This is a genomic window from Actinoplanes siamensis (assembly GCF_016862395.1).
In the GTDB taxonomy this organism is placed as follows: Bacteria; Actinomycetota; Actinomycetes; order Mycobacteriales; family Micromonosporaceae; genus Actinoplanes; species Actinoplanes siamensis.
This window is the reverse complement of the sequence record NZ_BOMW01000016.1, coordinates 73,439-91,680: the sequence shown is the minus strand read 5'-3', so window position 1 is coordinate 91,680 and position 18,242 is coordinate 73,439. Positions and strand designations below refer to the sequence as shown.

The 18,242-nt window shown below is 72.8% G+C and carries 14 protein-coding genes; 4 read left to right on the top strand and 10 right to left on the bottom strand.

What is annotated here, in order from left to right; translation table 11 throughout:
* Positions 1–126 precede the first annotated feature (126 nt).
* Both Asi03nite_RS08280 and Asi03nite_RS08275 read left to right on the top strand, forming a co-directional pair.
* Entirely contained in the window at positions 127–3,066 is a 2,940-nt protein-coding gene (locus tag Asi03nite_RS08280; RefSeq protein WP_203677844.1) for a glycine--tRNA ligase, read from the top strand.
* Positions 3,067–3,301: 235 nt separating this feature from the next.
* Entirely contained in the window at positions 3,302–4,399 is a 1,098-nt protein-coding gene (locus Asi03nite_RS08275) for a glycerophosphodiester phosphodiesterase (RefSeq protein WP_203677843.1), read from the top strand.
* Positions 4,400–4,726: 327 nt separating this feature from the next.
* Here the strand turns inward: Asi03nite_RS08275 and Asi03nite_RS08270 are convergent, their stop codons facing one another.
* From Asi03nite_RS08270 to Asi03nite_RS08230, 9 genes are all read right to left on the bottom strand, one after another.
* Positions 4,727–5,035 carry a hypothetical protein gene (locus tag Asi03nite_RS08270; protein ID WP_203677842.1) on the bottom strand — a complete coding sequence of 103 codons (309 nt, stop codon included), beginning with the start codon at positions 5,033–5,035 and terminating at the stop codon, positions 4,727–4,729.
* Positions 5,036–5,046: 11 nt separating this feature from the next.
* The gene (locus tag Asi03nite_RS08265) at positions 5,047–6,375 is read right to left on the bottom strand and encodes an inorganic phosphate transporter (RefSeq protein WP_203677841.1); all 1,329 of its coding nucleotides are present in this window, start codon (positions 6,373–6,375) and stop codon (positions 5,047–5,049) included.
* 169 nt (positions 6,376–6,544) lie between these two features.
* Positions 6,545–8,614: a PQQ-dependent sugar dehydrogenase gene (locus Asi03nite_RS08260; RefSeq protein WP_203677840.1), complete on the bottom strand. Its 2,070-nt coding sequence runs from the start codon at positions 8,612–8,614 to the stop codon at positions 6,545–6,547.
* The gene (locus Asi03nite_RS08255; RefSeq protein WP_203677839.1) at positions 8,614–9,519 is read right to left on the bottom strand and encodes a sugar phosphate isomerase/epimerase family protein; all 906 of its coding nucleotides are present in this window, start codon (positions 9,517–9,519) and stop codon (positions 8,614–8,616) included. The genes Asi03nite_RS08260 and Asi03nite_RS08255 overlap by 1 nt, the downstream gene beginning before the upstream one ends.
* Before the next feature lie 124 nt (positions 9,520–9,643).
* Positions 9,644–10,264, bottom strand: coding sequence for a hypothetical protein (locus Asi03nite_RS08250; protein WP_203677838.1), 621 nt, complete (start codon positions 10,262–10,264; stop codon positions 9,644–9,646).
* A gap of 86 nt (positions 10,265–10,350) precedes the next feature.
* Positions 10,351–11,124 carry a hypothetical protein gene (locus Asi03nite_RS08245; protein ID WP_203677837.1) on the bottom strand — a complete coding sequence of 258 codons (774 nt, stop codon included), beginning with the start codon at positions 11,122–11,124 and terminating at the stop codon, positions 10,351–10,353.
* Positions 11,125–11,173: 49 nt separating this feature from the next.
* Positions 11,174–12,049: an SCO6745 family protein gene (locus Asi03nite_RS08240; protein ID WP_239102527.1), complete on the bottom strand. Its 876-nt coding sequence runs from the start codon at positions 12,047–12,049 to the stop codon at positions 11,174–11,176.
* 169 nt (positions 12,050–12,218) lie between these two features.
* Positions 12,219–12,725 (bottom strand): hypothetical protein, encoded by a 507-nt coding sequence (locus tag Asi03nite_RS08235; protein ID WP_203677835.1) that lies wholly within the window; start codon positions 12,723–12,725, stop codon positions 12,219–12,221.
* A 298-nt stretch (positions 12,726–13,023) separates the two neighbouring features.
* A complete protein-coding gene (locus Asi03nite_RS08230) occupies positions 13,024–14,877 on the bottom strand; it encodes a sensor domain-containing diguanylate cyclase (protein WP_203677834.1) in 1,854 nt (617 codons plus the stop codon).
* A 162-nt stretch (positions 14,878–15,039) separates the two neighbouring features.
* Between Asi03nite_RS08230 and Asi03nite_RS08225 the strand changes: the two genes are divergently transcribed.
* Positions 15,040–16,056 carry a hypothetical protein gene (locus Asi03nite_RS08225; protein ID WP_203677833.1) on the top strand — a complete coding sequence of 339 codons (1,017 nt, stop codon included), beginning with the start codon at positions 15,040–15,042 and terminating at the stop codon, positions 16,054–16,056.
* Here Asi03nite_RS08225 and Asi03nite_RS08220 read toward each other — a convergent pair.
* The gene (locus Asi03nite_RS08220) at positions 16,053–16,607 is read right to left on the bottom strand and encodes a hypothetical protein (protein WP_203677832.1); all 555 of its coding nucleotides are present in this window, start codon (positions 16,605–16,607) and stop codon (positions 16,053–16,055) included. The genes Asi03nite_RS08225 and Asi03nite_RS08220 overlap by 4 nt on opposite strands.
* Positions 16,608–16,731: 124 nt before the next feature.
* Between Asi03nite_RS08220 and Asi03nite_RS08215 the strand changes: the two genes are divergently transcribed.
* A complete protein-coding gene (locus Asi03nite_RS08215) occupies positions 16,732–18,120 on the top strand; it encodes a serine/threonine-protein kinase (protein WP_203677831.1) in 1,389 nt (462 codons plus the stop codon).
* The last annotated feature ends 122 nt before the right edge of the window (positions 18,121–18,242 follow it).

The window sequence follows — 18,242 nt, the reverse complement described above, 5'->3', positions numbered from 1 at the left end:
GACCAGCAGGCGCAGGCGGCGTCCGCGGACAGCAGTGCCTGAAACCCGGAGAGATCTACATTCCCCGGGACGCGCCGGACCCGATCGCTTACCGTGCGTCGAGGAGCGCGTCCTAGACTTCGGCGCATGCTCACCATGCAGGAGGCTCTGGCCCGGTTGACGGCGTACTGGACGGATCAGGGCGCTCTGATCGTCCAGCCGATGAACACCGAGGTGGGGGCGGGCACCCTGAACCCGGCCACCTTCCTGCGTGTGCTCGGTCCCGAGCCGTGGCGGGTCGTCTACGTGGAACCCTCGGTGCGCCCCGACGACTCGCGGTACGGCGAGAACCCGAACCGGCTGCAGACGCACACCCAGCTCCAGGTGATCCTCAAGCCCGACCCGGGCAACCCGCAGGAGCTCTACCTCGGCAGCCTGGCCGCGCTCGGCATCGACGTGGCCGCGCACGACGTGCGGTTCGTGGAGGACAACTGGGCCTCCCCCGCGCTCGGCGCCTGGGGCCTGGGCTGGGAGGTCTGGCTGGACGGGCTGGAGATCACCCAGTTCACCTACTTCCAGCAGGCCGGCGGGATCAACCTCGACCCGGTGTCCGTGGAGATCACCTACGGCATCGAGCGGATCATCATGGCGCTGCAGGACAAGCAGCACTTCAAGGAGATCGAGTACGCTCCGGGCGTCAGTTACGGCGAGGTCTTCGGCCAGTCCGAGTACGAAATGTCGCGTTACTACCTGGACGACGCGGACATCGAGGCGAACCGCCGGCTCCTGGAGCTCTACGCTGGCGAGGCGCAGCGGATGATCGACGCGGGCCTGCCCGTGCCCGCGCACAGTTACGTGCTGAAGTGCTCGCAGGCGTTCAACGTGCTCGACTCCCGCGGCGCGGTGTCCACGGCCGACCGCGCCGCCGAGTTCGGCCGGATGCGCCGCCTCGCCGGGGAGGTCGCCAAGCTCTGGGTGGCCCGCCGCGCCGAGCTCGCCCACCCGCTCGGCACCGCCGACGCCCCGTCCGCGGCCCAGCCGCCGGCCACGGTGCGGACCGGCGACCGGCCGCGCACGCTGGTCTTCGAGATCGGCACCGAGGAGCTGCCGCCGGCCGAGCTGCGCAGCGCCCGGGAGCAGGTGCTGCGCCTGGTCACCGAGGGTCTGGCCGGCACCCGGCTGGCGCACGGGGAGGTCCGCGTCTTCGGGACGCCGCGCCGGCTGATCGCGGTGGTGCCCGGGGTGGCCGCGCGCGAGGAGGACCACGTGCGCACGGTCAAGGGCCCCAGGGTCGGCGCGAACGAGAAGGCGATCGAGGGGTTCGCCCGCGGTCACGGGGTCACCCCGGACGCTCTGCGGACCGAGGAGTTCAACGGCGTACCCCATCTGGTCCTGCACAAGCAGGAGGCCGGACGCGCGGCGCCGCAGGTGCTCGCGGACGTGCTGGCGAAGGCCGTGGGTGGGCTGCGGGCCGCCAAGAACATGCGGTGGAACGACCCGAAGCTGGCCTTCAGCCGCCCGGTCCGCTGGCTGACCGCGCTCTGGGGCGGCGACGTGGTGCCGGTCGCGGTCTCCACGCTGGCCGCCGGCCGGCGGACCCGCCTGCTGCGCACCGCGAACCCGCCGGTGGCCGACATCGCGTCGGCGGAGACGTTCCTGGAGACGCTGGGCGTGAACGGCATCGTCGCCGACCACGACGACCGCCGCGAGCTGATCGTGATCGGCGCGCAGGACCTGGTCTACCCGGACGGGACGGTCGACGTGCGGGGCGAGGCCGCCCTGATCGACCAGATCACCGACCTGGTGGAGCAGCCGCTGCCGCTGCTCGGCACGTTCGACGAGGGTTACCTGACGTTGCCGGACGCGGTGCTGACCACGGTGATGCGCAAGCACCAGCGCTACCTGCCGGTCCGCGACGAGGACGGCAAGCTGCTGCCGATGTTCGTCACGGTGGCCAACGGCCCGGTCGACGTGGAGCTGGTCCGGGCCGGCAACGAGGCGGTGCTGCGAGCCCGCTACGAGGACGCGCGCTTCTTCTACCGGGCCGACCTGGACACCCCGCTCGCCGAGATGCGCGCCCGGCTGTCCCGGCTCACCTTCACCGACAAGCTGGGGTCGATGGCCGACCGCGCGGGCCGGATCGGCGCGCTGGCCCGTCAGCTGGCCGACCGGCTCGGGCTGGGCTCGGCCACCCTGGACCGGGCCGCCGAACTGGTCAAGTTCGACCTGGGCTCGCAACTGGTGACCGAGATGACGAGCCTGGCCGGCGTGATGGCGCGGGATTACGCGCTGCGGGCCGGCGAGTCGCGGGCGGTGGCCGAGGCGGTCTTCGAGGCGGAGCTGCCGCGCAACACCGGCGACTCGCTGCCGCGCACGGTCCCGGGCGCGCTGCTGTCCCTGGCGGACCGGCTCGACCTGGTCGCCGGGCTGGCCGCCACGGTGGGGCTGCCGACCGGCTCCAGCGACCCGTTCGCCGTCCGGCGCGCCGTGCTCGGCCTGCTCGCGGTGCACCGGTCCACAGCCGAGTTCGCCCCGCTCGACCTGCTGTCGGCGCTGCGGCTGGCGGCGGACGCGCAGCCGGTGCCGGTCTCCGAGGACGTGCTCACCGCGGTCGGCGACTTCCTGGCCAGGCGCCTGGAGCAGGCGCTTACCGAGGAGGGCCAGCCGGTGGACCGGGTGCGCGCGGTCCTGCCGCACTTCGCCCGGCCCTCGGTGGCGGACACGCTGCTGGCGCAGCTCGCCGACGCGGTCGAGGACACGGCGTTCACCTCGGTGGCGGCGGCGATCCAGCGGGCCCGGCGGATCGTTCCGGAGGGAACGGCCGCGGCCTACGACGTGAGCCTGCTGAAGGAGCCCGCCGAGCTGGCCCTGCACCAGGCGGTCAGCGCGGTGGTCCGGCCCGCCGTGCCGGACCTTCCCCAGTTCGTGGCGGCGACCCGAGGGCTGGTCGAGCCGGTGCACACGTTCTTCGAGGACGTGCTGGTCATGGCCGAGGATCCGGACATCCGGGCGGCGCGTCTCGGGCTGCTGGCGTCGGTCCGTGACCTCGGCGAGGGCCTGCTGGACTGGCCGCAGCTGCGTCTCTGACCGCGACCGCGCGCCCTCCGCCCGGCCCACCGGGTCAGGCCGGGCGGGGGCGCGCGGACCGTACGATCGCCCGCGACTTCTCCCCCGGCCGCATCGGCGCGCGCGGTCACGACCATTGGCCGGGCGTTAGCGGACACGCCACGAGATCGTCGCCTGGGTGACGAATCCGTCACCTGGACTTCCTCTCGGTGTATCCGGCCACCGGGGCCGGACCCGGAACCTCGTGGAGGACACAGTGGCAGATCGCCGTCAGGTGCTGCGCTTCGGCGCGGTGGCCGCCGCCGCCCCGGCGCTGGGTGGGGCCGTCGCCTCCCCCGCCTTCGCGCACGACAGGCCGGGGAACCGCAGGCAGACGCTGGTCGTCGGCCATCGGGGGGCGTCCGGTTACCGTCCCGAGCACACCCTGGCGTCGTACGAGCTGGCCGCCCGGATGGGCGCCGACTACCTGGAGCCGGACCTGGTCAGCACGAAGGACGGCGTCCTGGTCTGCCGCCACGAGCCGGAGATCGGCGGCACCACCGACGTCGCCTCGCACCCGGAGTTCGCCGACCGCAGGCGCACCGTCGTGCTGGACGGCGTCAGCGTCACCGGCTGGTGGACGCAGGACTTCACGCTGGCCGAGCTCAAGACGCTGCGCGCCACCGAGCGCATCCCCGGCACCCGCCAGCACAACACGCTCTTCGACGGCCTGTTCGAGGTGCCCACCTTCCAGGAGCTGCTGGACCTGCGCAAGCGCCTGGTCAAGGAGCTGGGCCGGGACATCGGCGTCTTCCCGGAGACCAAGCACCCCACGTTCTTCCGCGCCATCGGCCTGGAGCTGGAGACCCCGCTCGTGAGGATCCTGCGCCGCAACGGCCTGGACCGCCGCGGGGCGAAGGTGTTCATCCAGTCGTTCGAGGCGAAGAACCTGGAGACCCTCGCCGACCACCACCGCGTCGAGGTGCCGCTGGTGTTCCTGAGCAGCGCGGCCGGCAACCCGTTCGGCGACTCGCGCAGCTACGCCGACTACCTGGCCCCGGCCGGCCTCGAGGAGCTGGCGGAGTACGTCGACGGCCTCGGCCCGGACAAGAGCCAGATCATCCCGCGCAACGCGGACGGCACCCTGGCCACGCCGACCAGCCTGGTGAAGGACGCGCACCGGGCCGGCCTCAAGGTCATCCCGTACACCTTCCGCGCCGAGAACACGTTCCTGCCCGGCGAGCTGACGACCGGCGCCGACCCGACCGCGTTCGGCCGGGCGATCGACGAGCAGATCACCTTCCTGCGTACCGGCATCGACGGCCTCTTCACCGACCAGGCCGACATCGGCGTCCTGGCCCGCAGCCTCGCCTGATCCCGCACGGATCCCTCCGGGATCCGGCAGACGGCGCGGCCCGGCGGTTCTCCGCCGGGCCGCGCCGTTCCCGGAACCACACGTGTGTACGACCGAAGCGCTCACCAACCCACGAGCCGCCCCGCAAGCCAAGCCCACCCCGGCTGGCTCCCGGACGTCCCTCGACGAGGCCCGGAGACCCCTGACGCCCAGCCGCGTGCCGGCGGCTGGCCTCCGGAGGCCCCTGGCGTGGGTGAGACGCCCCTGCGGGGCGGCCGAGCGGGCCGTGGCGGGAGCGGACCCGGCCGGCCGGGTGTCCCGGGACCGCAGGGGGCTGAGCGGTCCGGCCTACTTGGGCACGATGGTGGGATAGACGTGCTCGAAGCTCAGCTTGTTGCCGAAACCGGTCGCCACGATGAACGTCAGGCCGAGCAGGACGCCGCCGACGACGATCGCGAACAGGAGGTAGCCGAGGGCCGTAGCCCACGGGCGCCTCGTTCCCGGGGTGACGCCGGAGGCGTCGACGGACGCCTCGCCCGCGCCCCACGCCAGCGACCGGATGCCGAGCGCGAACAGCGCCGGCAGCCCGGCGCCGAGGATCAGCCCGGCCAGGAGCACCCGCCACGCGCCGTCCAGCGCGAATCCGAGGTTGTGCATGTCGCCTCCGCTCAGTTCGCCGCGGCCACGCGGGCCGGATCAGAGGATGCCGCCAAGGAGGAAGCGACGCCCGCGGAGGCCGCCGCGGGCGAAGCCGCGACAAGAGCCGAAGGAGCCGCCGGGGCCGCGAGAGGCTCGGACGGCGACGCGGTGGGAGCCGGGGAGGACCAGTCGTCGTTGACGTTGGACGCGTCGACCCGGTGACTGCGGGACCGCCACCACATCCCGCCGGACGCCGCCACCAGCAGCAGGAAGACCACCACAGCGCCGCCCAGCCCACCGATCAGGTGCCCGGTCCACCACATGGCCGCACCGATCAGGCCGGCCGCCGGCAACGTGATCAGCCAGGCCGCCACCATCCGGCCGGCGACCGCCCAGCGGACCCCGGCGCCGGGCCGGCCGAGGCCGGAACCGAGCACCGAGCCGGTGGCGACGTGCGTCGTGGACAGCGCGAACCCGAGCTGGCTGGACGCCAGGATGACCGCGGCCGCGCCGGACTGCGCGGCGGTTCCCTGCGGCGGGTTGATGTCGGTCAGGCCCTTGCCCAGGGTCCGGATGATCCGCCAGCCGCCCAGGTAGGTGCCGAGCGCGATGGCCACGGCGCAGGCCACCTTCACCCAGAGCGGGATGTTGCCGGTGTCGCTCCAGTCGCCGCTGGCGATCAGCGCGAGCGTGATGACACCCATGGTCTTCTGCGCGTCGTTGGTGCCGTGCGCCAGCGAGACCAGCGAGGCGGAGCCGATCTGGCCCCACTTGAAGCCCCGCTCGGTGAACCGGGCCGCGATCCCGTTCGTGGCCTTGAAGATCAGCCAGGTGCCGGCCGCCGCGACCAGGGCGGCGATCACCGGGGAGAGCACCGCGGGCAGCAGCACCTTGCCGACCACGCCGTCCAGCTTCGAGCCGTCGCCGTTCCAGTTCACGCCGGCCCAGCCGAGCCCGGCCACGGTGGCCCCGATCAGCCCGCCGAACAGCGCGTGCGAGGAGCTCGACGGCAGCCCGACCAACCAGGTCAGCAGGTTCCAGACGATGCCCCCGACCAGCCCGGCCAGGATGATCAGGAGCAGCCCGGACCCGCCGTGGGCGAGCAGCTCGGCCTTCGGCGCCCCGGTCTTGTCCTGGATCCGCACCACCGCGTTGGTGACGGTGAGCGCGACCTCGACGGAGAGGAACGCGCCGATCAGGTTGAGCACGCCGGAGAGGGCTACGGCGGTCCGGGGCCGCAGGGCCTTGGTCGCGATGGAGGTGGCCATCGCGTTCGCCGTGTCGTGGAACCCGTTGGTGAAGTCGAAGGCCAGAGCCGTCACGACCACCAGCGCGAGGATCACGGATGTTTCAGTCACGCGGTGATCGTGAACGGTCCCGGGCCTCACTGCCATAGCAGCGAACGCAACGTGTCCAAGATTTCGCCTTCGTTAACCTCTCGTTTCCCTAATCTTCACTAAGTGTGATCGCTCAGTTACTCATGGCTCTGTCAACAAAGAACCGGTGAACATTCCGTACATCTTCCGTTCAGCCCGTCGGGGTGAGAACGACTGTCGCGGTGCCGGTCTGCGCCGGGTTTCCGGTGTCGGTGTACGACGCCACGAACACCGCCGTGAGGTTGTCGGCCCCGGCATGCCCGGCATCGACGAACGTGGTGATCGTGCCGGTACAGCCGGACGACGTGGAGAGCGGGTGCCCGTGCTGGTCGTGGCCGAGAATGTAGGTCACGGTCACGTCCGCGCAGTCCACCGGAGCGTCGTCGGTCACCGCCACCTGGTAGCTCACGGCCTGGCCGAACCGGAACGGCTGGCCCGCCACCGGGCTGACGAAGGTCACCTGCGGTGCCAGCGTGCCGACCGGCAGGATCACCTCGGCGGACGCCGAGCGGCCGGTGCTGTCGGTCACCTTCAGCGTCGCCCGGTAGGTCCCGTTCGCGGGGTACGTGTACGCCGGGTTCGCCGCCGTCGAGTCCACCCGGCCGTCGGCGTCGAAGTCCCACGCGTACCGCAGCGCGTCCCCGTCCGGATCGACCGTCCCGGCGCTGGAGAACCGCACGGTGAGCGGCGCCTGTCCGCCGCCCGGGCTGGCGCCGGCCTTGGGGATCGGTGTCCGGTTGCCTCGCACGTAGTCGATCCGGGCCAGTTGGGCGTCCGGATTCTCGCTGAAGTACCCGTCGCCGTACTCCAGGACGTAGAGCGCGCCGTCCGGGCCGAACTCCAGGTCCATCGGGTTGTCGAAGACGATGTCCGGCAGCACCGGGTCGATCCGCGTGACCTGGTGGCGCCGGTCCAGGTGGAACGCCTTGACGTAGTCACGGGTCCACTCGCCGAACAGCGGCAGCCCGTCGAACGACGACGGCCACTTGATCGGTGACCGCAACCGGGCGTCGTAGTCGTACGCCGGCCCGCCCATCGGCCCGATGCCGCCGGTGCCCAGCTCGGGGAAGGCGGTGCTGGCGCCGTACGAGTAAATGATCTCGGCTTTCTCCACCGGGGGCAGATCGCGCAGGCCGGTGTTGTGCGGCGACTCGTTCACCGGCCTGGCGCAGTCGAACGGCGCGCCCGGGACCCCGGTGGCGAAGTCGTGGTCCACGTAGGGCAGGTCCGGCGCCACGCAGTACGGCCAGCCGTAGTTGGCCGGCTTGTCGATCGCCATCCAGCGTCCCTGCCCGGCCGGGCCGCGCACCGGATCGGCGGCCTGCGCGTCCGGCGAGTAGTCGGCCAGGTAGACCACGTCGGTCACCGGGTCCACGGCGAACCGGAACGGATTCCGCAGGCCCATCGCGTAGATCTCCGGCCGGGTCTTCGGGGTGCCCGGGCGGAACAGGTTGCCGCGCGGGACGGTGTAGCCGCCGTCCCGGCCGACCTTGATCCGCAGCAGTTTTCCCCGCAGGTCGTTGGTGTTGCCGGCGGTCCGCTGGGCGTCGAAGACCGGGTTGCGGTCCGCCCGCTCGTCGATCGGGGTGAAGCCGCTGGAGAAGAACGGGTTGGTGTCGTCGCCGGTGGACAGGTAGAGGTTGCCGGCCCGATCAAAGTCGATCTTGCCGCCGACGTGGCAGCACATCCCCCGGTCGGTGGGCACCTCGATGATCTTCTGTTCGGTGTTCAACCGCAGCGCGTTGCCGGACAGCTTGAACCGCGACAGCCGCATGACGCCCCGGAACGGCGCGAAGTCCGCGGCCGTCCCCTCCGCGGGCGCGTCGCCCTCGTTCACCGACGGCGTGACCGGGTCGTCGACGGGCGTGTTCAGCACCGGCGAGTAGTAGAGGTAGACCCACTTGTTGCGGGCGAAGTCCGGGTCGATCGCGACGCCCTGCACGCCCTCCTCGTCGTGCAGGTAGACCGGGATCCTGGCGGCGAGCACGTTGCGCCCGGTGGAAGGCTCGTGGATGCGCACCTCGCCACTGCGGGCGGTGTGCAGCACCCGCCGGTCGGGCAGCACCGCGAGCGCGATCGGCTCCCCCGGGAAGTCGTTCAGGGTGACCTTCTGGAAGTCCGAGGACGGCGGCAACTCGTGACCCGGGTGGGCCACGGCCACGGCCGGGGCGGCCAGCACGGCCGCGCCGACGGCGCCGAGAAGAGCCGGGCGCAGCGACATCAGAACCTCAGACCCGCGAGGTACGCGTACCCCCGCCGAGCCGTGACCAGAGCTTGCGCGGGTGTGCGCGGTGGCGTCCCGGCGTCGTCGCGCTCGACGATGTACTCGATCAGGCCGGCCTCCTTCGCGCGCGCGAGGATCCGCCCGAAGTCGATCAGGCCGTCGCCCGGGTCGGCGAAGCCGCCGGCCACGTCGAGGTCCTTGACGTGCACCTGCCTGATCCGGCCGCGGTGCTCGGCGATCAGGTCGACCGGGTCGTGCGCCCCGCGGAACGCCCAGAACAGGTCCACCTCCAGGTGCACCAGGCGCGGGTCGGTCTCCCGGGCCAGGATGTCGAACCCGGTCAGGTTCGTCCCGTCCTGCCGGAGGAACTCGGCCTGGTGGTTGTGGTAGCCGAAGCTGAGCCCGGCCCGGCGGGCCAGCTCGCCGGCCTTGTTCAGGTCACGGGCGAAGGCCCGGTAGAGCGCCGCGTCCCGGATCGGGCCGTTCGGGCCCTGCCCGAAGAACGGGTGGACGATGAACGTGTTGCCGACGACGGCGGCGTCCGCGAGCGCCCGCTGCCAGGTGGCGGCGTCGAACGGCTGCGGGATGCCGACGTGGCCGGAGGTGGCGCGCAGGCCGGCGGCGTCCAGGGCGGCGCGGAACTGTGCCGCGCTGCGGCCGGCGAACCCGGCGTGCTCCACCCGGGTGTAGCCGATCGCGGCCAGCTCGGCGAGGCTCGCCTCGAGGTCGCTGCCGAGCTGGTCGCGCAGCGTGTAGAGCTGCACGCTGATCTGGTCCTTCGGAACCCGGTGCGCCCGGCCGTGCCCGCCCGCAGCGGCGGCGGACGGAACGGCGATCGTGGTGGCGGCGCTCGCCGCGGCGGCGGCGCCGAGAAGTTGGCGGCGGTTGAGTGACGGCTGCATGGCGGCCCCCTCTATCGATAAATCGATATCCCTGGGGGACGTTACCGAGATGTTTCGTCCGCGGTGAAGCCAAGTTTCTTCAGAACAAGCAAAAGTTCACCAGCCGCCGACAAAACCCGGACCGCTACGCCAGCTCCAGCACGTACGACTCGCCCTCACGCCGGAAACCCAGCCGGTCGTAGTACGGCGCGCGCATTCCGGGCGGGGTGATCACGGTGTGGCACCCGTGCTCGGCGAAATATCTGCTCTGCCGGTAGACGAACTCCCCCGGCGTGAAGTCCCGGTACCGCTGCGTCACGTAGTCCAGCTCCACCTGGGCGACCCCGTCATCCCGGACCCGGAACACCACCACACCGACCACCTCGTCCCCGCTGACCACCAGGAACGCCGCCGCCCCGGGGCTGTTCACCCGGGCCGTGTCGAAGCCGGGGGTGAACCGGGCGATGTCGTCGCGGTGCAGCCGCAGGGTGTGCGCCAGGAACTCGTCGTCGGTGCGCACCTCCACCACCTGGTACGCCTTGTCGTCGTGCCGGGTGGCCAGCATCCGCCACAGGTACCACACGTTGATCACGGCGAGCACCACGTTGAGCCCCACCATGGGCCACACGTGCAGCGCGGCGTTGAAAACGATCAGCACCAGGCAGCCGGCCAGGTTGAGCGCCCGCAGGCGCAGCAGCCGGGCCTGCAGCAGGGACCACACCAGCAGGGCCGAACCCGCCCAGCCGACCACGTCGAGCCATGTCACCCGCTGAGCCTAGGCCTCGTGTCGCGGCCCGGTCGAATCGGGATCAGCCGGGCCGCTCATCACCCCGGGGTCGGCGGGGCCGCTGGTCAGATCGGAATCAGCCGGGCGGCCAGGGCGACAGTGGTCAGATCGCCCTTGCGGAGTTTCTCGGCCGCGTCGGCCTCGCCCAGGCCCGCCAGCCGGACCGCCGAGGCGTCGATCAGGTCCTCCTCGCCGTCCAGCAGCCGACGGGCGATGCGGGCCTGCGCGGGACTCAGCTCCGCGTACGCACAGCGGTCCAGCGCCTGGACCGTCTCCTCGTCGAGCGTGCCGGCCAGGGCCCGCTCGGTGACCACCTTCAGCAGCCAGCCGGGCCACCACGAGTACCTCCCGACCACCTGGCCGGAGTGCAGGGCGACCGCCGGGTCCTGGCCGGCCGACAGCAGCTTCACCGCGAGTTCGGAGTCGAACCGCTCGAAGCGCAGCGCCGCCACGAAGCAGCGCAGGATCACCTGGGTCCGGAGGAACTCCTCGCAGTCGTGGCCGGCCTGGCCGGTCTTGCCCTCCAGCACGTGGATCAGGGCGCGGGCCTCCTGCAACCGGAACCCCTCGCCGGACCGCTCCTCGAGCCGCACCACCGTGGCGACCAGCCGCTCCACGCTCTTGCCGGCGCGCTCGGCCAGTTCCTCGCTGGCCGGCTTGTTCAGATGCCGGACCATCACGTCCAGCGCGATCTGCGCCTCCCGGCGCAGCAGCGGCGACGCGATCTTCGGGGTGATCTCGTCACCTAGACCCTCGGTGAGAATCGCCAGATCGAACTTCTCCGAGGCCTGCTGGAACTGCTCCCACCACGATGCCGGGTGCCGCTGCTGTTGAATCACGCAACCCAGAGTGAACCACCTGGCGAGGTGACGACAAGTGATTCTGGCATCACTCTGTGTGTTTGCTCTCGCCGGCGGCATCCGTCAGACCGGCCGGATCGAGCATCCCGGCCTTGACCACGGTCCTGCTCAGCGGCCGGGTCAACTCGGCCAGCCGGAGACAGCCCGCCGCGCCGAGCGTGGCGTAGGCGGGCTCGGCCAGCCGGTCGGTGGCCGCCTCCAGCCCCTCCCGCACCCGGCGCCCCTCCTCGGACAGCTCGTCGCCGGTCATCAGCCCGCGCTCGCGCAGCGCCTCGGTGGCCGCCGCCCACTGGTCCCGGCTCCAGCCCCGGGTGACCCTGAGGAACCGCCCGTCCACCGCGCCGGTGGCCACGTGCAGCACGATCGCCTCCAGCCCGCTGATCCCGGCCGCGACCAGGGCCGCGATGTGCCCGTCGCCGCGGAACTCGCGCAGCAGCGTCTGGGCGTGGAAGAGCACCAGGTGCGGGGCGTCCGGCCAGCTCAGCGCGGTGTGCGCGGCGAACAGCGGGCGGCCGTGCGGCAGCGTGGCCGCGTGCAGCGCCGCGGTGCGGGCCAGCTCGGCGGCCTCGGCCACCTCCGGCGAGGCCAGGGTCTCGGCGCCGAGCGCCCGGGTGAGCGCGGTGCCGGCGATCTCCAGCCGGGCCGCGACCATCTGCTCCGGGGTCACTGTCGCCCAGGCGGCAGGGAGGGCGCGGGCGATCATCGCGGGGTTGAAGTTGTAGAACGTCGCGGCCACCAGGGCCGGACCGGCCTCGCCGAACGCCGCCCCACGGGCGGCGAAGTAACCGGCCATCGGCTCCAGGCCCAGCCGGGCGTACACCTCGGCCGCCTCCGGCACGAGGTAGACCAGGGCGTGCAGCGGCTCGGTGACCCGCCACGCCAGCCGCGACGGCGCCTCGGTCACCGCGCCCACGAGAACCCCCCGGTGACCGCGTGCACGGCAGCCCCCCGGCTCCGGCCGCGGAGCCGTGCGGCCGGAGTTCCCCGGCCTCGGTCACAGCGCCCCGGGGAGACTCGCGCCGGAGTCCCGCCGCCTCGGTCACAGCGCCGCGGGGACCTCCCGGCGGCGACGGTCATGGGTTCCACGGGAGCTCCTCGGCTTCGGCGACGACGGGCGGGCCGCCGGAGTGCTCCGGGGCGGGCCGCTCGGACACCGTATGCCACTTCCCGCCGCGCCGCGCGGCCTCCCGGGTCACCATGTGCACCGGCAGCGGTGGCGACGGGAACGGCCCGGGGCCCCAGCGCACCCAGATCGCCACCCGCCCGGCGGCCGCCTCGGCGAGCAGTTTGTCCACCGTGCGCTGCCGGTCCAGCCGATCCACCTCGATCGCGACCGGCGCCGCGCCGGCCGGCCGGGCGCAGGCCACGTCCAGCACGGAATTCCCGCGCAGCGGCGCCGGCAGCGGGAAGACGCTGGGCGCCCGGCGATAGACCCGCCAGCGCCGCGCGGCGGCCCACTCCTCGACCGCGCCGATGATCCGCGCGGTCGCCTCGGCCTCGCTCAGGTCGGCGAACGAGAGCCGTTCCAGCCAGTCCCCGAGGGACCGCGCCGTCCCCGTACCGTCATCCGCCGTCTCCATCGCCCGCACATTATCCCCGCCCCACCGCCCTCCGCCGCGCACCAACCCGGCCGGCCCGCAGAAGTCCCGCAACGGCCTGACACACTCCCACCACCAGCCGCGCACCGCCCGAGCGCGTCAGACCGGGACCCGTGGTGGTCACCAGCGCCCGCTGGCCGGCACGAACCCCAGCCGGACAAGTCACGCCGGGACTCCCGGTCGTCACCGGCGCCCGGGTCCGGTGAGCATCCACAGCACGCGCCAGAGGGTGCCGGTCAGGGTGATGGCGCCGGTGAGCGCGGCGTGGCGCCAGGGCGGCTCATCCGGCGTACTCCCGACGGCGCTGCTTGTCGGCGTACATCCGCAGGTCGGCGGCGTGCAGGAGCTGGTCCGGCCGGTCCGCGCGCCCGGCGGCCACGCCGATGCTGGCGCCGACGGCGAGCCGCCGCCCGCCGATCTCGGTGGGCCGGGCCAGCGCCGTGCGCAGCCGGACGGCGATCCGCCGCGCTTCCTCGGCGCCCTCACCGGCCAACACGGCGAACTCGTCGCCGCCCAGCCGCGCGGCCAGGTCGGCCGGCCCGCTGGCGGCCAGCAGCTGTTCGGCCACGTGCCGCAGCACGGCGTCGCCGGCCGCGTGCCCGTGCGTGTCGTTGATCTGTTTGAAGCCGTTCAGGTCGACGAGCAGCACGGCCACCTCGGCGGTGCCGGCCGCGCGGATCCGGTCGGTGAACAGCCGCCGGTTCGCCAGCCCGGTCAGCTCGTCGTGGCCGGCCTGGAAGCGCAGGCGCTCGCGCAGCTCCCACTCCTCGGTCATGTCCCGGGCGTTGATCACCACGCCGCCGATACCGCGCTCCTCGACCAGGTTGCCGGCGACCACGGAGAGCCATCGCCAACTGTCGTCGTAGTGCTGTACCCGCATCTCGAAGGCCGCCTTCGCGCCCGGCGTGGCGTACACCCGGTCCATCTCGGCCCCGATCCGCTGCACGTCGCCGGGGTGGATCAGATCCAGCATGTTGCGGCCCAGGAAGTCCTCGGGCGCCCCGCCGATGATCCGTTCGACGGCCGGGTTCAGGTAGGTGACCAGCCCGTCGGTGCGTACGATCGCGGTGATGTCGGACGCGTGCCGCAGCAGCGCCTCCTGCCGGCGCTCCCGGCGGCGGATCTCGGCGAGGCTCTCGTCGAGCTGGTCCAGCAGCGTGTTGTTCTCGGCCAGCGCCAGCATCTGCCGTGCGACCACCAGCGCCACGTTGAGCAGCAGGCCGGCCAGGGCGCCCCAGGCGGACAGCCCGAGACCCTGCACCAGCAGCACGGCGACCAGGGCCGCGGCGCAGAGCACCGTCCCGAGGTAGGGCAGCCAGCTGTACCGCCGCCCGCGCCGGCCGGCCTGGTCGGTCCGCGGGGCCGGGCCGCGCCGCAGGTGCAGCGTCTGCAGGCGCGGCGACACCAGCGTCAGCAGGCACGGGATCAGGACCAGCAGCGCCGGCCAGGTGACCCCGTGCACGCTGGAGCTGGGCAGCAGGGCGTTGCTGATCGCCTGCACGGCGGTGGTGACCACGATCGGGACGGCGGCCGGCAGCGAGATCGGGCTGGACCCGCTCATCCCGAGCTTGACCGCGAGGAAGCCACCGATCAGCAGTACGCCGCAGCCGAAGCTCGCCGCCACGAAGCCGGCCGCCCCGTCCTGGGCCACGCTCGGGCGGGTGATCAGGCACCAGATCGCGACGCCGGCCGCGCTGTAGACGATGGCCGCGTCCAGGGCGACCCGGATCCGGGCGCCGCGCGACCAGAGCTGGCTGGGGTGCATCAGGCCGACGGCGCAGACCAGGATCGCGCCGAGCACGCTGAGGGCGCCCTGCAGCGGGTGCAGCACGAAATCGGTCATTCGCGGGCTGACCAGCACGTAGCCGAGCTGGACCGCGTCGCCGGCCGCGAAGAGCAGCCCGGCCATCGCCATCGCCCACCAGAACCGCCGGGTGGCGGCCGGCAGGCCGGGCATCCGGCAGGCCTGCCGGGCCAGCAGGTACGTGCCCAGGTCGGCGACTGGCGCGACGATCCAGCAGAGGATCAGCCGCTGCCGGTCGTTGCCCAGCTCCAGGGCATAGCAGCCGAACAGCACGATCGACACCAGGGCGATCGGCGCCACCACGCGGTCACGCCAGAACGGGGCCGGCATCAACCACCTCCCCGATGTCGGTGTGCCTGCCCCCGCATCGATCGGCGCGACGCTCCACGCGTTTAGGGTTTCCGCGCCCGCCCTTGAAGTGAACTTCGCCCGATGGTCATCATCGACCCCTTGGATTCACACATCTGAATGTTTGAACGAAGGGGACAGTCGATGCGACGAAGCGGTGCGACAGTGGCCGGGATGCTGCTGGCCACGACCCTCGCCACCCCGGCGCGGGCCGCGGTGTCCAACGCCGACCTGGCGCTGCGCTGGGCGCCGATCCATTACCAGGACGTGGACCAGACCGGCGACCACGCGCTGGGCGGCAAGTCCGACTACATCACCCGCTACGACTTCGACGGCGACCTGAACGGGCGCAACAACTGGGACAACGCCGGACAGGACGTCGCCGCGCACGCCTACTACTCGGTGGTGGAGACCGGCACGCACTGGTACCTGACGTACTTCTTCTTCCACCCGCGGGACTGGGTCGACCACCCGTTCTTCGAGACCGAGCACGAGAACGACGGCGAGGGCCTGCTGGAGATCGTCGAGAAGGACGGCACCGACTACGGCAAACTGCGCGCGGCGGTCACCGTGGCACACACCGACTTCTACTCGTACACCCCGGCCGGCAGCACCTGGGCCTCGGGCGGCGAGTCGATCGACGGGACGCTGCAGACGCAGAACAACCCGCACGACGGCCTCCAGCACCCGGTGACCGCGCAGGAGTCCAAGGGCCACGGGCTGAAGGCGTACCCGCAGTACACCATCGACGGGGACGGCCTGGTCTACTACCCGTCGACCACTGCCGAGACGCCGTCCGGCCCCAACGACCGGGACGTCCGGTACAAGCTGGTCGACATCTTCGCCTCGGGCGGGCTCTGGGCCCAGCGCAACAACGGCAACCTGTTCGCGGCGCTGGGCACCTTCGCCGGGGACACCACCGGCGGCTGCGGCACCGGCACCTGGGGCTGCGGCACCAACTCGGCGAACGCGCCGTGGGGCTGGGACGACGGCAACGACGTCCCGGCCCGCGGTGAGCTCGCCACCGACCCGGCGAAGCTGGCGGCTGCCTACTTCACCGTGCCGGGGCCGTTGTCGCGGACGTACACCGGCAACGGGTACTCCGTCGCCGCGAAGGCGTTGCGCGAGGCGGCCGAAACCCTCCCGCGGACGATCGACTAGCTCTCGACGTCGCCGGGCTCCGAGGGCTCGGCCGAGGGCGCGTCGGACGGCGTGACCGACGGCGCGTCGGACGGCGTGACCGACGGAGACGCCGAGGGCGCCGAGGGCGCCGGAGTGACCGGAGCGGTGGTCGGGGTGGCCGGAGCGGGCTTCGGCTTGCTCGCCTTGCCGGTCGCCTCGACCCTGGCCGCGGTGTACACCGCGTCGACCCGGGTGCCGACGATGGTCACCTGGTAGCCGGCGGCGAGCGCGGTCACCGCGACCCGCTTGCCGTTCAGCGAGACCCGGACGCCGGACGGCACGCCGATGGTGACCGTGCGGCCCTTCACGTCCTTGGTGCCGCCCTTGACAGCCACGGTGACCGACCCGGCGGTGGACGCGGTGACCCGGCCGGAGGCGGCGAACGCCACCTTCACCTTCTTCGGGGCCTTCTTCGCCGCGGCGGGCGCCGGGCCGGGCTTGGCGGCGTAGGCCACCACGCCGGTGGTCGCGACGGGAACCGTGACGGCCGCGGCCAGCGTGACGGCGACGGCGAGACGGCGCATGCGCATCGGGGAACTCCTCGTGCTCGGGGGAATCCCCACCATCGGCGGCGTGGGTTCCCGTCCGGTTGCCCGGCGGGGTGCCGATCGGTTGCCGGTTGACACGCGGGCCGCACTGGGCGAATGTTCCGGCATGCACGATGTCTGGCCGGCGCCGGGTGCCCTCCTGGTCTCGCGGTACCGCCTGGTCACGTTGCTGGAGACCGGCGGCATGGCGCAGGTCTGGCGGGCCACCGACGAGCTGCTCGACCGCCCCGTCGCGGTGAAGCTCCCGGCCGGCGACATCCGTGCCGCGCACCTGGCCTGGCGTGAGGCGCGCCTGGCCGCCCGGCTCTCGCACCCCGGCATCGCGTCCGTGCACGACTACCGGGAGGCGGTCCGCCCGGACGGCTCGGTGGTCCCGTTCGTGGTGATGGAGCTTCTGGCCGGCGAGACCGTGGCGGCCCGGCTCTGCGACGGCCCGATCCCGTGGCCGGCCGCGGCCGCGGTGGGCGCCGCGGTGGCCGGGGCGCTCGCCGCCGCGCACGCCGCCGGAGTGGTGCACCGTGACATCAAGCCGGGCAACGTGATGCTCTGCAGGGGCGGCGTCAAGCTGCTCGACTTCGGGATCAGCGCCGGCGTCGGCGAGCCGGACGACGACGACACCGGGGCCACCTTCGGCACCCCTGCGTACGCCGCTCCGGAGCGGCTGGACGGCAAGCCGGCCGAGCCGGCGACCGACCTGTACGGGCTCGGCGTGCTGCTCTTCGAGATGGTGGCCGGGGAGCCGCCGTACAGTGTGGACACCTGGGAGGAACTGGCGGCCGCCCAACAGCTCGGGCCCACGCCCCTGCCGGCCGGCCTCCCCGCCGCCCTGGCCGATCTGATCCACCGCTGCCTCGACGACGAGCCGGACCGGCGGCCCTCCGCGGCCGAGGCGTGGAAGGTCCTGGCCGAGCTGGCCCCGTCGGAGGACAAGAAGGCGCCGACCGTCCCGCTGCCGGGCGCGCGCCCCACCGGTCACGCCCGGGTCCCGGCGGCCGGCCTGCACGGCCGCATCACCCGCGGCCGCAAGATCGCCGTGGGGGCCGCGCTGGGCGCCACGGCTGTGGCGTTGCTGGCCCTGGTCCACGTGGTGTCCCGGTCCGACGACGACCTGGCCGCCCGGCCACCGGTGACGCCGTCGAACGCACCGACCGGCGTGACGCCGCCGGCGGCGGCCTCCGCGGCGCCCCGGCTGGAGCGGACCACCGTCACCACGGCGCCGACGCCGGAGAGGACCCTGACCGTGGACGCGGCGCTGGCCCGGGTCCAGGACGCGGTCGAGCGGGGCGAGAGCTCCGGCGGGATCCGCCCGGACGTGGCGCAGGACTTCCGCAACCTCCTCGGGCAGCTGGCCGTCCAGGACAATCCCGACATCCGCCGGCAGGTCGACCTGCTCCGCAGGAAGGTCCGCCAGCGCCTCGGCGAGGGCGGCCTCACCGCCGACCAGGCCGCCCTGCTCCAGGACCGGCTGTCCGATCTCGGCAGAGCCGGCGCCTGAGACCCGTGCCCGCGCCGCCGGGCAGGGCGCGCGGACGGTCACCGTCCACGGACAGCACGCGCGGTCGCGTGCTTTCGCGTGCGACCCCGGATACGTGATAGAAATCCGCGCCAGCAAGAATG